Origin of the sequence: Gordonia sp. C13 (genome assembly GCF_023218005.1) — a bacterium.
In the GTDB taxonomy this organism is placed as follows: domain Bacteria; phylum Actinomycetota; class Actinomycetes; order Mycobacteriales; family Mycobacteriaceae; genus Gordonia; species Gordonia namibiensis.
On record NZ_JALPSY010000002.1, the window covers coordinates 96,074 to 109,537 of the forward strand.

14 protein-coding genes are annotated in these 13,464 nt (G+C 65.0%); 10 read left to right on the plus strand and 4 right to left on the minus strand.

Annotation, left to right across the window (positions count from 1 at the left end; translation table 11 throughout):
- Positions 1-184 precede the first annotated feature (184 nt).
- Entirely contained in the window at positions 185-1,042 is an 858-nt protein-coding gene (locus M1L58_RS02860; protein WP_248657760.1) for an LLM class F420-dependent oxidoreductase, read from the plus strand.
- A 58-nt stretch (positions 1,043-1,100) separates the two neighbouring features.
- Positions 1,101-1,964, plus strand: coding sequence for a mycofactocin-coupled SDR family oxidoreductase (locus M1L58_RS02865; RefSeq protein WP_248657761.1), 864 nt, complete (start codon positions 1,101-1,103; stop codon positions 1,962-1,964).
- Positions 1,965-1,989: 25 nt separating this feature from the next.
- Here M1L58_RS02865 and M1L58_RS02870 read toward each other — a convergent pair whose 3' ends face one another.
- On the minus strand, positions 1,990-2,592 hold the full coding sequence (locus tag M1L58_RS02870; protein WP_248657762.1) for a TetR/AcrR family transcriptional regulator: 603 nt from the start codon (positions 2,590-2,592) through the stop codon (positions 1,990-1,992).
- Positions 2,593-2,773: 181 nt separating this feature from the next.
- Between M1L58_RS02870 and M1L58_RS02875 the strand changes: the two genes are divergently transcribed.
- Genes M1L58_RS02875 through M1L58_RS02885 form a run of 3 tightly spaced genes read left to right on the plus strand, consistent with a single transcriptional unit; the run spans position 2,774 to position 5,867 of the window.
- Positions 2,774-4,165: a flavin-containing monooxygenase gene (locus tag M1L58_RS02875; RefSeq protein ID WP_248657763.1), complete on the plus strand. Its 1,392-nt coding sequence runs from the start codon at positions 2,774-2,776 to the stop codon at positions 4,163-4,165.
- On the plus strand, positions 4,162-5,103 hold the full coding sequence (locus M1L58_RS02880) for an alpha/beta hydrolase (protein ID WP_248657764.1): 942 nt from the start codon (positions 4,162-4,164) through the stop codon (positions 5,101-5,103). The genes M1L58_RS02875 and M1L58_RS02880 overlap by 4 nt, the downstream gene beginning before the upstream one ends.
- Positions 5,100-5,867 carry an SDR family NAD(P)-dependent oxidoreductase gene (locus tag M1L58_RS02885; protein ID WP_248657765.1) on the plus strand — a complete coding sequence of 256 codons (768 nt, stop codon included), beginning with the start codon at positions 5,100-5,102 and terminating at the stop codon, positions 5,865-5,867. The genes M1L58_RS02880 and M1L58_RS02885 overlap by 4 nt, the downstream gene beginning before the upstream one ends.
- A gap of 95 nt (positions 5,868-5,962) precedes the next feature.
- Here the strand turns inward: M1L58_RS02885 and M1L58_RS02890 are convergent, their stop codons facing one another.
- From M1L58_RS02890 to M1L58_RS02900, 3 genes are all read right to left on the minus strand, one after another.
- Positions 5,963-6,166 carry a hypothetical protein gene (locus M1L58_RS02890; protein ID WP_248657766.1) on the minus strand — a complete coding sequence of 68 codons (204 nt, stop codon included), beginning with the start codon at positions 6,164-6,166 and terminating at the stop codon, positions 5,963-5,965.
- A gap of 68 nt (positions 6,167-6,234) precedes the next feature.
- Positions 6,235-7,593: a DUF222 domain-containing protein gene (locus M1L58_RS02895; RefSeq protein ID WP_248657767.1), complete on the minus strand. Its 1,359-nt coding sequence runs from the start codon at positions 7,591-7,593 to the stop codon at positions 6,235-6,237.
- 94 nt (positions 7,594-7,687) lie between these two features.
- Entirely contained in the window at positions 7,688-8,380 is a 693-nt protein-coding gene (locus M1L58_RS02900; protein WP_248657768.1) for a class I SAM-dependent methyltransferase, read from the minus strand.
- Positions 8,381-8,429: 49 nt separating this feature from the next.
- Between M1L58_RS02900 and M1L58_RS02905 the strand changes: the two genes are divergently transcribed.
- From M1L58_RS02905 to M1L58_RS02925, 5 genes are all read left to right on the plus strand, one after another.
- Positions 8,430-9,398, plus strand: a complete 969-nt coding sequence (locus M1L58_RS02905; RefSeq protein WP_006866149.1) for an NADPH:quinone oxidoreductase family protein — start codon at positions 8,430-8,432, stop codon at positions 9,396-9,398.
- 57 nt (positions 9,399-9,455) lie between these two features.
- On the plus strand, positions 9,456-9,725 hold the full coding sequence (locus M1L58_RS02910) for a DUF2277 domain-containing protein (protein ID WP_248657769.1): 270 nt from the start codon (positions 9,456-9,458) through the stop codon (positions 9,723-9,725).
- Between the two features lie 225 nt (positions 9,726-9,950).
- Positions 9,951-10,247 (plus strand): hypothetical protein, encoded by a 297-nt coding sequence (locus M1L58_RS02915; RefSeq protein ID WP_248657770.1) that lies wholly within the window; start codon positions 9,951-9,953, stop codon positions 10,245-10,247.
- A gap of 193 nt (positions 10,248-10,440) precedes the next feature.
- Positions 10,441-12,645, plus strand: a complete 2,205-nt coding sequence (locus tag M1L58_RS02920) for a TPR repeat region-containing protein (RefSeq protein ID WP_248657771.1) — start codon at positions 10,441-10,443, stop codon at positions 12,643-12,645.
- Between the two features lie 112 nt (positions 12,646-12,757).
- A complete protein-coding gene (locus M1L58_RS02925) occupies positions 12,758-13,399 on the plus strand; it encodes a hypothetical protein (RefSeq protein WP_248657772.1) in 642 nt (213 codons plus the stop codon).
- Positions 13,400-13,464 lie beyond the last annotated feature (65 nt).

Sequence of the window (13,464 nt, forward strand, 5' to 3'; positions counted from 1 at the left end):
CCTCGCAGACGGCAAGCCATGGTGGCTCCCTTGCTCCCTGAGGTGTGAGGAGCGATAGCGACGAGCCACGAAGGGTTGGTGACCCGAGAACCCCTGGTCTCTGTGGTGCCCATCACCTAGACTAGTGTCCAGTCAACCGTCCGGCTCTGTTCCGGGCGGCAGCAACGGTGCCCGGGGAGGCCTCATGGATTTCGGAATCGTGCAGTTCACCAGCGATCGCGGGCTCAAGCCGCATGTGCTGGCACCGCTGATCGAGAACGCCGGCTTCGCGTCGTATTACGTTCCCGAGCACGGGCACATCCCCACCCGCCGAGATGCAGCCCACCCGCAGACCGGTGACGAGACCCTGCCCGACGACCGGTACATGCGCACCCTCGACCCGTGGACGTCGCTCGCCGCCGCGGCCGCGGTCACCGAACGCATCCGACTGGCGACCGCCGTGGCGCTCCCGGTCCAGTCGGACCCGATCACCTTGGCCAAGACCATCGCCACCCTCGACCACATCTCCGGCGGTCGCGTGACGCTCGGCGTCGGATTCGGTTGGAACCTCGACGAACTCGCGGATCACAACGTGCCGCCGAAGCGGCGTCGGACCATGCTGCGCGAATACCTCGAGGCGATGCGGGCCCTGTGGACGCAGGAAGAAGCCGAGTACAGCGGTGAGTTCGTGAACTTCGGGCCGAGCTGGGCGTGGCCCAAGTCGACGCAGGGCCACATCCCCGTGCAGGTCGGTGCGGCCGGCAACGAGAAGAACTTCAAGTGGATCGCTCGCAGTGCCGACGGTTGGATCACCACGCCGGGCGAAGAGGACATCGAGGGGTCTGTCGCACTGCTCAAGCAGATCTGGTCCGACGCCGGTCGTGAAGGTCAGCCTGAGATCGTCGTCCTCGACTTCAAGCCGGTCCCGGAGAAGCTCGCGAAGTGGCGCGAGGTCGGCGTCACCACTGTGCTTTACGGCCTGCCCGATGACTCGGTCGAACGCGCGACGGGCTACCTCGCGAAGTTGGCCGGCAAGCTCGACCTGGTCCCCGCAACCGTCTGAATCACCGAACGCGGTCGGCGTCGTTCGGCCGAGAGTCTGCACACCAGAGGAGAAGCACGTGGACACACGGCTCGACGGCAAGGTCGCCCTGATCACCGGCGCGGCGCGCGGGCAAGGACGCAGCCACGCCGTCCGGCTCGCCGAGCAGGGCGCCGATGTCATCGCGATCGACATCTGCGACCAGATCCCGACGGTGAACTACGGGATGAGCACACCGGACGATCTGGCGCAGACCGCGAAGATCGTCGACTCCTTCGATCGCCGCGTCATCACCAAGATCGCCGACGTGCGCAGCAGGGATGCGCTCAAGGCTGCCATCGACGACGCGGTGGCCGAGTTCGGGCGTCTCGACATCGTGGTCGCCAACGCCGGGGTCAGTCCGCTCGGTCCCGACAGTCCATCCGTGACGTGGCTCAACACGGTCGCGGTGAACCTCGGCGGAGTCATCAACACCCTCGAACTGACTGTGCCCCACCTGGAGTCGGGCGCGTCGATCATCTGCATCGGATCGATGGCGGCGTTCATGGGTTCATTCGAGTCGAAGGAGGCCGGACCGGGAGCCTCGGGATACAGCCACTCGAAGCGGGCGGTGGCGCGGCTGGTCAACGACCTGGCGCGCAACCTCGCGCCGAAGGGCATCCGGGTGAACGCCATCCACCCCGGCAACGTCGACACCCCGATGGTGCACCACGACGAGATCTACCACCTGTTCCGTCCCGACCTCGAAAAACCGACGTACGACGACGTCAAGGGCGTCTTCGCGGCGCTGCACGGCATGCCGGTCGATCTCATCCCGCCGGAGGACATCAGCGAGGCGGTCGTGTATCTGGCGTCCGACGCCTCCCGCTACATGACCGGACAGCAGTTGCGCCTGGAGGCGGGTGCTTTGCTGAACTCGGTCCCGCCCGGCGTGCCCGACTGACGGCACCCGGAAAACGCCCGGGCCGTCAGGAGTTCGGGTCGGTACGCAGGCCGGGCAGGACGAAACGGTCGAGGTGACGCCGGACTTCTTCGGCATCGTCGATGTCTACGGTCTCACCCGGCGATGTACCGAGGCTGATCAGCACGCGCGCAACCCATTCGGCGACCTCGTGCAGATCGTGTCCGGCGTGGATCTCCCCGCGCCGCGCGGCTGCCTCGACGTACGGGAACCAGAAGCCGGCGAGGTCGGGGACCAGTTTCACGACGCCGACGCCCGCGCATTCGGCGAACTCCGTCGGCTCGTCGCTGCGCAGTCGCATGAGAAGGGTTCCGGGGTCGTCGTAGGCGCCGCGCCCGATCCGTACGCCGGCGGTCAGCTGTCCGGCGAGATCGCCGATGCCGTCGAGCGTCGCGCGTGCGTCGCGCCAGAACGATTCCGTCAGCCGCACGATGGTCGCACCGATCATCGACGGTTTGTCGGGGTAGTGCCGGTACAACCAAGCCCGGGAGACGCCGGCGGACTCGGCGACCTGTTGCATCGTCGTAGCCCGAATGCCCTTCTCGGCCAGCAACTTCTCGGTGGCGTCGAGCAACCGGTCGTGAACCGACGGGTTGGTTGTCTCGGTCACGGGGTCTCCTGCGTCGCTCGTCGCCTGGGCTTGCTCTGCGGTCGGTGCTCTGTCGTCAGCGCTCCGCCGAAGACTAACAAGCCCGTAGACAGTTCGCGGAATCTGTGTACACGGCCGTGGTCGTGGGTGTAGACACAAACCAGATTGTGTCTACAGAACATGTTTGTCCAGAGGGGGCAGTGTGCCGTTACCAACCACCGCGATCATCGGAGCCGGGATCAGTGGCCTGACCGCGGGCAAGATGCTCACCGATTACGGCGTCCCGTACACCTGTTTCGAGAGCTCCGACCGCATCGGCGGCAACTGGGCTTTCGGTAACCCGAACGGCCACAGCAGCGCGTACCGGTCGCTGCACATCGACACCTCCAAGCATCAGTTGTCCTTCCGGGATTTCCCGATGCCCGACGTGTACCCCGACTTCCCGCACCACACACAGATCAAGGCCTATCTCGACTCCTACGCGGAGGCCTTCGACCTCACGAGGTCGATCGAGTTCACCAACGGCATCGAGCACGCCCGTCGACTCGACGGCGGGGGCTGGGAGTTGGAGACCCAGCGCGGTGAACGACGCCGTTTCGACCTCCTCATCGTCGCCAATGGGCATCACTGGGACCCGCGGTTCCCGAACTTCCCGGGCAAGTTCGACGGCATCGAGATGCACGCCCATCACTACATCGATCCGCGGACGCCGCATGACTTCATGGGCAAGCGCATCCTGGTCGTCGGCCTGGGGAACAGCGCAGCCGACATCGCGGTCGAGTTGTCGTCGAAGGCTCTCGACAACAAGTTGACGCTGTCGACCCGCTCGGGTGCCTGGATCGTGCCGAAGTACTTCGGCGGCAAGCCCGCCGACAAGTACTACAGGACCTCACCGCACATCCCGATGGCCTGGCAACGCAAGTTCGTGCAGATCATGCAGCCGGTGACCGCCGGCCGTCCCGAGGACTACGGCCTGCCGACGCCGAATCACAAGTTCTTCGAGGCCCATCCGACGCAGTCGGTGGAGCTGCCGCTACGACTCGGATCCGGCGACGTCATCGCCAAACCGAACGTCAGTCGCCTCGACGGGTCGACGGTCCATTTCGACGACGGCACGTCCGACGACTTCGACATCATCATCTACGCAACGGGATACAACATCACCTTCCCGTTCTTCGACCCCGACTTCATCTCCGCCCCCGACAACCGCATCGACCTCTACAAGCGGATGTTCTACCCGGGTATCGACGATCTCGTCTTCGCCGGCTTCGCCCAGGCGGTCCCGACGCTCTTCCCGTTCGTCGAATGCCAGTCGCGCCTGATCGGCGCGTACGCGACCGGCCACTATCGGCCGCCATCAGTGGCGGAGATGCGGGCCACGATCGCGGCCGACACCGAGTTCTTCACCGGTCACATGGTTCAGAGCGCCCGGCACACTCAGCAACTCGACCACTATCTGTACGAACACAACATGCGTACCAAGGAGATTCCCGACGGTCGACGCCGCGCGCAGGAGCAGGGGCCGATGACCTGGGCCGGTGTCGCGGAGTCCGTGTCCGTCGGTACCATCTCGGGAGCGGAGGCCACCGCATGACCACACCGTCCGGAGCCCAGACCGTTCGTTTCCCGTCGTCCGGCATCGATTGCGACGCATGGTTCTTCGTCGGATCGTCGGACTCGCCCTTCGAGGTCGACGGCAAACGCCCCGTCGTCGTGATGGCGCATGGTTTCGCGGGCACCAAGGATTCGGGTCTTGCGCCGTTCGCGCAGCGCTTTGCGGAGGCCGGGCTGGCGGTCTTCGCCTTCGACTACCGCGGCTTCGGGTTGTCGGGAGGGCAGCCGCGACAGCAGATCTCGCTCGAACGCCAGGCCGATGACTACCGCGCGGCGATCGTCGCGGCGAAGAAGCAGGCCGGCGTCGACCCGGATCGGGTCATCCTCTGGGGCGTCTCGCAGTCGGGCGGTCACGCCCTGACGGTCTCCAGCGGCCGCACCGACATCGCCGCGGTGATCTCGGTGATCCCACTGGTGAACGGCCTCGCCGCCGGTCGCGTGGCCTACGAGCAGGTCGGGGGAGCGGCCATCGCGCGCTCGACGGCATCGGCGGTGGCGAGCGCGGTCTCCTCGAAGCTGGGTCGCGGCCCGAAGATGATGCGGGTCGTCGGAAAGCCGGGCGATCGCGATGCGGCACTGACCGCACCGGGATTCCTGGAGAGCTACCTCGCGATCGCCGGACCGTCGTGGCGCAACGAGGTCGATGCGTCGGTGGGCCTGGAGATCGGTGGTTTCCGCGCGGACAAGCACGTCGGCGACATCGACGCCCCCGTTCTTGTCCAGATCGCCGATCACGACTCCGCCGCACCACCACATGCGGCGGCCAAGACGGCGTTCAAGGCACATGCCGAGGTCCGGCACTACCCGTGCGATCACTTCGACGTCTTCGAGGGCAACGACTGGTTCGAACCGTGTGTCGGGCACGCGATCTCGTTCCTCACCCGCCACCTCGCCGACCAGACGGTGAGCGCCCGGTGAAGCGCGCCGTCGTCATCGGCGGGGCGTCGGGCATCGGGCTCGCGACGGTCGACGCCCTGACGGCCGAGGGGGTGGAGGTCGTCGTCGCCGACGTCGATGCCGCGCGTGCGGAGACGATCGCCGCCGAGCGAGGCGACACCGTCCGCGCACTGCATCTCGACGTCACCGACGAGGACTCGGTGGTCGCGGCGTTCGATGCGATCGGGGAGTTCGACACGGTGGTGAACTGTGCGGGGCTGTCCGATCCCGGTGCGCTCACCGAACTCGAGCTCAGCGCCTGGCAACACACCGTGGATGTCTGCCTGACGGGCACGTTCCTGGTGATCAAGCACGCCGGTCGTCGGATCGCCGACGGCGGCTCGATCACCTGCATCGCCTCGCTCAACGGGCGTCAGCCGGGTGCCGGGATGGGTTCGTACTGCGCGTCGAAGGCGGGTGTTCTGATGCTCGTCGAGGTCGCGGCTCTCGAGTTGGCGGACCGTCGAATCCGGGTCAACGCCGTGTCGCCCGGACTGGTGCAGACGCCGCTGACCGAGGGCATCGGATTCGTGCCGGGTCTCACCGAGGAGTACATCGAGAACACCCCGCTCGGACGCAGCGGCGAACCGGCCGAGATCGCCGACACCATCGTCTTTCTCGCCTCCGACAAGGCCCGATGGATCACCGGCGCGGCCTTCGACGTGAACGGTGGCGCCCACCTCAAGCGGTACCCCGACGTCCTCGGAAAGGCGCGCGCGATGCTGGGCTCTCCGCTCCCTGAGTAGAGCTTGCGACGAGGCCCCCGGACTGTTGGCTGAGTAGCCGAGGAGCTTGCGACGAGGCGTATCGAGTCAGCCTCCACCCACCCACCTGCTCCCGCTCAGAAGGGAGGTGGGTTGGCAATGTCCCACTCGTCGAGTTTTCGACGATGAGTTGTGGTGCGGGCGGCCCGGTCGTTGGCGATCCGTTGCCGGGCTGGGTGATCGGGTGGCTTTCGCGGTGTCAGGGCGCCGAAGAGGTCCCGTCCGGTGAACGAGTTGCCCTGATAGACGTGGCCGGTGGGCGATTCGAACCAGATCGACATGTACTCGTCCTGAGAGTCCTGCCACGCCCCGAAGGTTTTGATGCGGTGGTGGAACCGACACAACGGTTTCAGGTTGCGCTCGCTGGTTTTCCCGCCGTGGTCGGGGTGGTGTGATCGAACGGGTGGGTGTGGTCGAGGTCGGAGATCCAGACGGGCTGGTTGCAGCCGGGGAAGGTACAGCACAGTTCGCCGGCCCGCACGAGTGACTGGAGTTTGCGGCTGGGTACATACCGGCTCGCGGCTGCGGCTGCTTGGGCGTCGGCGTCGGTTGGTCCGTTGCCGACCCCGGCGGTGACGACATCACAGATGGCATCGGCGAGCAGGCTGCGCATGGTGTCGGCGTCGATGAGGCCGTGGCCGTCGAGCATGCCAGGGTCGTTGTCGAGGCCGACGAGCGTCGAGAGGTTGCCGATGATGTGAAAGGTCGGCCGGGGGCCGTGACCCGCGCACGAGCAGGACGGTGAGGTGTCGGCGGGTTCATCTGCCGGAGCCTCGCTTTCAACGGGCTGGGTGGGCTCGAGCGTGTCGAGGTCTTGCTCGGCGGGTTCGGGTGCGCAGTCGGGGCAGTGGCAGTCGAGTGCCCGCCGGCCGTGGGCGAGAGCGAGGAGGGCGTCGGCGCGGCGCTGAGACATGGTGCGCCCATCACTCGGGTGGACGGTGGTGGCGATGGCGGTCAGCTGGGCATTGAGGGCGGCGGCGTCGGTGTGGGGCAGGTTGCCGGTGATGCGGGAGCGGCCGGGCTGGAACCGGTCGGGTCGGATCGTCACTTCGCGGTCGCGGGTGGCGTGGTCGTTGCGTCGGCGGACCGCATCGGGTGCGTGTTTGTGCACGATCTGGTCGACGAGTGCGGTGAATCGTGTGGTGGACATGGGGTCGCGTGCCAGGATCGCTTCGGCCAGGTGCGCATCGACGATCGGCATGGTGGCGTCGTCGACGAAGTCGGTGCGTGTGAGGGCGATGGTGAATCGGCGCAAGTCGATTCGTGCGCAGGCGAGCGCGGTGCCGGTGAGTGGGAGTCGGTACCGCATGGCGTCGCCGGTGCGGATGAGGTCGCGGGCTTCGGCGGCGGTTAGGTTCAGTGCGGCACCGAGTTCGGCGGTGGCTTGTTCGAATCCGTTGGGTCCGTGCTCGGCGTAGGGGTCCACACCTGCGGCTGCGTTTGCGGTCTTGTTGAGTAGTTCGTCGACCGATTGTGCTTGTCCGGTGTGGAGCCCGCTGCGATGCAGGAGGTATTCCTCTTCGCGTTGTTCGTGCAGCAGGCTGGCGGCCATCAGGGTGCGGCAGGTGTTGACCGCGTTCATCGAGGCCGAGTACGCGGCGGTGCTGACGAGTGCTTCGGCCGACAGTCCGGCCAAGGGTTCGAGCACGTCGAAACCCTCGCCGGGGAGGTCCCCGGTGGGGGTGGTGTCGCCGAACTCGAAGGCCATGACAACACCATACGATCGGTCACCGACAATTCTGTTCGGTGCCGAGCGGGTTGTCAGACGGTGTGGCAACGACTTTCGGTAGTAGGGCCTCCGGTCAGGCCTTCAGCGGCGCCCCGACCTCACCCGAGTCGCGGCGCAGCACGCGTAGTGAGCCCTCGGCCCGGACCTCGGTGAACTGGCCGGTTGCCAGTGCCTGGCAATAGATCTCGTAGGGCGGGCGCCCGCCGTCGGCGGGGTCGGGGAAGACGTCGTGGATCAGCAGGGCGCCGCCGATGCGGACCCACGGCGCCCAGCCGTCGAGATCGTTCTGGGCGGCTTCCATGCTGTGGCCGCCGTCGATGAAGACGAAGTCGGCGGGCTTGCCCCAGATCCGGGCGGCGACGGTCGACGGCGCGAGGAGTCCGACGACGGTCTTCTCCAGGCCGGCGTCGAACATGGTGCGGCGGAATCGAGCCGAGGTGTCGAGTGTGCCGGTGTGCGGGTCGACCAGCGACTCGTCGTGGTACTCCCAGCCCGGCTGATGCTCTTCGGAACCGCGGTGATGGTCGACGGTGACGATGACGGCGTCGTTGGCCTCGGCGGCCGAACCCAGGAAGACCGTGGACTTTCCGCAGTAGGTGCCGATCTCCACGCCGACCTTCGTCGAATCCGGTTGGGACAGATACTCTCCGGCGATCTCGAACAGCGTCTGTGCCTCGTCGAGCGGCATGAAGCCGGGTGCTTCGTCGGCGACTTTGCGGCGTTCGGGGGACGGTGCGTTCGGCGACGGCGCCGTGGACTGTGACATGGCACAGATCCTATCGGGTGTGTGAGCGGCGCCGCGTAGGGTGACCGGTATGAAAGCTCAGGTACTCAGTGCAGAGACAGGCCCTTCCGGACTCGAATTGACCGAGGTCCCCGATCCCACTCCCGCCGACGGTCAGGTCGTCGTCGACGTCAAGTCCTGCGGTGTGTGTTTTCCGGACCTCCTGATGAGCCAGGGGAAGTACCAGCTCCGCGTGCCCACCCCGTTCACCCCGGGTACCGAGGTCGCCGGTGTGGTGCGGTCGGCGCCCGAGGGTTCGTCGGTGAAGGTGGGGGACAAGGTCCTCGTCGCATCGATCGTCGGCGGTTTCGCCGAACAGGTCGCCGCCGCACCGGAGCAGCTGCTGCCGCTGCCCGAGGGGCTCAGTTTCGAGCAGGGTTCGGCGATGGGCATCAACTATCAGACCGCCCTGTTCGCCCTGAAGACCCGCGCGCACACCCAGCCCGGCGAGGTCGTCGGTGTTCTGGGCGCGGCCGGCGGCGTCGGCACCGCCTCGATCATGGTCGCGAAGGCCATGGGCGCCAAGGTCGTCGCCATCGTCCATCGCAAGGGGGCCGAGGAGTTGCTGCGCAGCGCGGGCGCCGACGAGATCGTGCAGCTCGAAGAGGGCTGGGGCGACAAGCTCCGGGAGGTCGCGCCCAAGGGCGTCGACGTCATGATCGACCCGTCCGGCGGCGAGGTCTTCGACGAGGCGCTGCGCCAAGTCGCGCCGGACGGCCGTTACGTCGTGATCGGCTTCGCCGCGGGAGGCATCCCGACGGTCAAGCTCAACCGTGTCCTCTTCCGCAACATCGCCGTCGTCGGTGCTGCGTGGGGCGAATACGTGCGCACCCACCCAGAGCTCCCGGCGATCCTGCACGAGGAGCTGGCCCAGATGATCGCCGACGGTATGACCCCGCAGGTCAACGTCACCTACTCGCTGGATCAGCTGCCCGAGGCGTTGACCGATCTCGCCGAAGGGCGGATCCTGGGTAAGGCGGTCGTCAAGATCGGTGACTGAGGACATCGGCTCGGCCGGCGACGACCGCAGGAGAACCCACCTGCGAAGGGAACCGCCATGTGCCGCAACATCACCGAACTCCGCGGACTGGAACCGCCCGCCACGGCCGACGAGGTCGAGGCGGCCGCACGGCAATACGTCCGCAAGGTGAGCGGCGTGCGGCACCCCTCGCCGGCCAACGCCGAGGCCGTCGAGGCCGCGGTCACCGCCGTCACCGCGGCCACCCGCACCCTGCTCGACGCCCTGCCCGAACGGCGTCAGCCGCCGAAGACGGTGCCCCCGCTCCGACGCCCCGAGGTCCAGGCGCGGATCGCCGCGCGGGGCTAGCAGTCAGATGTCGCGATTCGTATCGGGCACCGATACGAATCGCGACACCTGCGAATCGGAGCCGGGCGGGCAACGAAAGCATGTCCGCCGCCAGCCCTGGGGAGTACCTGGGTGCACCCGCGTTCTGGCCGGGTTAGGATCGCGAAGACATTTGTGCTGATCATGGGCATGCCGTGCGTGGCCATGCGGTTGGGTGGGGGAATAGTGGCACCGAAGCCTGTAGAGGTGAACACGGGCAGCCTTGCTGACACGGCGACACACCTGCATTCGTTGGGAGCGTCGATTCGGGGAATCGAAGCGCCGGCGTTTGGAGCGATCGGGGACTCATTGGCGGGTTTCGAGACCGCATCCGCCGCGGCCAGGGTCGACGGGTCGGTGAAGCAGGCTCTGACAACGATTGCAGGTCGACACGAGCAGTTTGGCGATGCGCTGGAGTCCGCTTCGATCGCGATAATCAACGCGGACTATGTAGCCGCCCGACTACTAGAGTCGCTTGGCGACCTCAATCAGCGTCCTGAGTGATGGTGGCGAAGACGCGCAGTGTTGTCCGCGATGCACACCCCGAGATACTCGCTCATGCGGCGTCCGCACTGGTACCGGTGTCCTCCGCAATCGAGGGTAAAGCCGAGGAGCTGCATGCAAAGGTTACCGGCCTCGACTGGAAGGGGCCGCTCGTGACGGGGCGTTGACCCGCGCGGACCGAGAAAAGACACAGATGACCCGGGCAGCGGACGCCGTCGACCAACTCGGCGAAGCGTTGAAGTCGGGTGGCAGCCGGATGGCTCCGATGGTCGCGAGCCTTAATACGTCGGCTACCAACCTCGAAAACGACCAGTTCTCAGTCTCGGAGGAGTGGACAGTCCGCGACTTGCGAGACTACGCATCAGAAGAGAAACGCAACGAGGGCGACCCCACAGCACTGTCGGCGATCGCCGAAGCCCGTCGAATTCGGGGCGAAGAAGCTACCAACGAGACCATTCGACTGCAAAGACTCGCCCAAGAGTTGCACGCCGCTGACCTCGACACGAAGCGCGCGATCAGTGAAGCAGAAGAACTCATCAGAACACTTACGCCCATCACCGCGGGATTCAGTGTCCGCCAGTCAGAGATCGACCTGAAGGCACTCAGGGACGGCAAGCTGTCTCCCGCGGCCCGAGATCGACTGAGGCAAGCGACGTCGTTGAGTCCTGAGCAGCTCGAAGCACTGAGTGATGGGCAGGCCACGGTGATCCCTCAGGGGCAGTACGACTACCTGAGCAGCATCATGAACGAGCTCAAGACGGCGAACATGGACGAGCTACTCAGTATCAACAACGCTGCGCCGGGGCTACTCGGAGATGCTTTCCGCATCATGTCGAATCCGAATTTGCACACGAACGCGGGTTCAACGGGCGGGCTCGACCGCCTACCTGACTCGGTTGTCTCGCTACTGCGCGACAACCCGATTGAGTACACGACCGCGGGTATGTCGACGGGATTTCCGTACTCTTTCGCTGGGGTCCCACGCCTGGATGATTTCAAAATTCTGAACACGATACTGAGTGACCGCACCGACCGTGGTCTACAACTCGGAACGGATGTCGATCGCGGGATGCTCAAACAGGCCTCTGAGATCGTCGGGGCTCTTCCGGACGACGAAGACAAGCTCTTTGGCATGCGTGATGAGAACCAGCGCGTCGAGGATGTTCGGAAGCTTGCGAGCTCGATGCTCACCAACTCGAGTCACGACCGGCAGGCGGTGACGGACTTTCTCACAGGGGAACGGATGGCCGTGACTGTTGCCGAGGGGCATAGGTACGACGCCGACGCGCACGTGTTGAACATTCTGTCTGAGCGGTGGTCTATCGACGGTGCGAAGATCGGTGAAGAGGGCGACTTGTCGGGCGGTAGAGATCTGTTCGATTGGATCGGAGCTGCGGCGCCTGCAGACGGGTTCGAGGGACAGCTAGGTGGCAAGGCAGCAAATGCATTGGCACGCGCCATAATTGACCACGAGAACGAACTCGACTCCTTGGTTGTCGAACGAGACTCCGCGGGGAACAACAAGTACGAGACATTCGGTGACCGGAATGCCCTGCTATCGCAAGTACTTGCCAAGAATCTGTCGCCGTACTTCGGTAACTTTGCAGGTGCTCCGGACGAGGTGTTGACCAACCACTCGGCCGGTCAGCTTGAAGACACGGTCGAGTTCTCGAAGCTGATCGGGGTTCTGTCGACGGATCCTGGTGCCGGTCGAGTGGCGTTGAGTGCTGCGGTGCAGTGGGAGAACTTCCTTGCGCATGAGTACAGCAGCGACCCAGACAACGCGGAGTTGGCCACTGCAGCGGCGAAGATGCACAAATCCATGGATGAAGGCCTTACCAATGCGTTGACAACCCTCGCCGACAACGACCAATGGGAGCGGGTGCGCGAGTACAACGAGAAGTCTTTTCTGATCGATTCAGCAGGTGGACTCTTGGCTGCCGGCGGCTTGAAAGTTCCTGGGCTTTCGGAGGTTGCCGGTTTGGCAGTACCGCTCGTGAAGATGGATGAGGTCGCGTTGCCAACTGCCGATCCGCAAGACAACGAGGCTGCCTGGAAGACCGAGCTTGGGAACATGGGGACCAGCCTCGACAAACTGACCGCCGGGCAGGACCGAGTTGTTCATGTGACGTCCGGATACGTCGAGGATCGGCCAGATCTTTGGGGTAAGGCGTGGACTGCGCGCGACGGTGCTCAGATAACGTTCGTGAGGCCAGACGGTTCCCTTGACCTGGAAATAGTTCAGGCCAACGGCCGAGAATTCACGAGATTCTCGAAGGAAATCGGTGCGGAGAGTATTCGTTTCGAATACAACGACCACTTCGGTGAATCACTCGAAGACCCGACGATCAACGATTCTGACCAGTCCATGGAGGTAGTGGATCGTGCGCCGCGCTGACGTTGCTGCGATAGTTGTTCTGTGTCTTGGGGTTGTGACTGCTTGCGGTGACAGTGATCGATCCCCGTCCTCGGGGTCTGCAGGCAGCACCACGTCGAGTTCAGTCCGAACGGTGTCCCCCTCGGAAGCCCGTGCAGCCGACCGTTTGCAGTGGAGAACCCGATGGCTTGAGAACGGTGCTGTCGACCTGTCATCCCCGACGGGAACGTTCATTCGTGGAGTAATCGAAGGAGAGACCCTTCTGCTCTTCGATTGGAATGTTGACGGCGAGTTTCCGGGCATCAAAGACGCGATCCCTGGGCGGAAGGATTGGATGCCCCCACTGGGAAGCAGCGATTACCAGACAGTAGATGAGATCCACAAGATAGCTGACGTTCGTGACATCGGCGACAATTCAGCTGTCGCGCTTGTGTGCACCTCCGGAAAGGTAAGCTCCGATCCGACGAGTTTTCCACCCTATTTCGATTCGAAAAATATCCCCGATGCCCAAGACAGATTCGTGGCGGTCGGCCGCTTGACGTTTCACCGGGAGGGCGAGTCGCCGCCGGAAAGTCGGCCCGGTCCCAAGTTGTTTCCCGGGTACGACGTATTCGGAGACTGGTGGATCTCGGAGTACAAGGATTCCTGGTCGCCGACGTCGGGTCAGGACGAGTGGGGGCGGGAACCGATGCCTGACCCGAGTATCTGCGGTGACATGGGCGACTTGACCGCTCCCGGCCCGTCCTATCCCGGGTGGTCGGGGAGCGAAGTTTGAATCTCAGCGCGCCACGGTAGATGAGAGTTGCCAGCGTGCCGAGCAGAACCCCAGCCAGAGGTTTC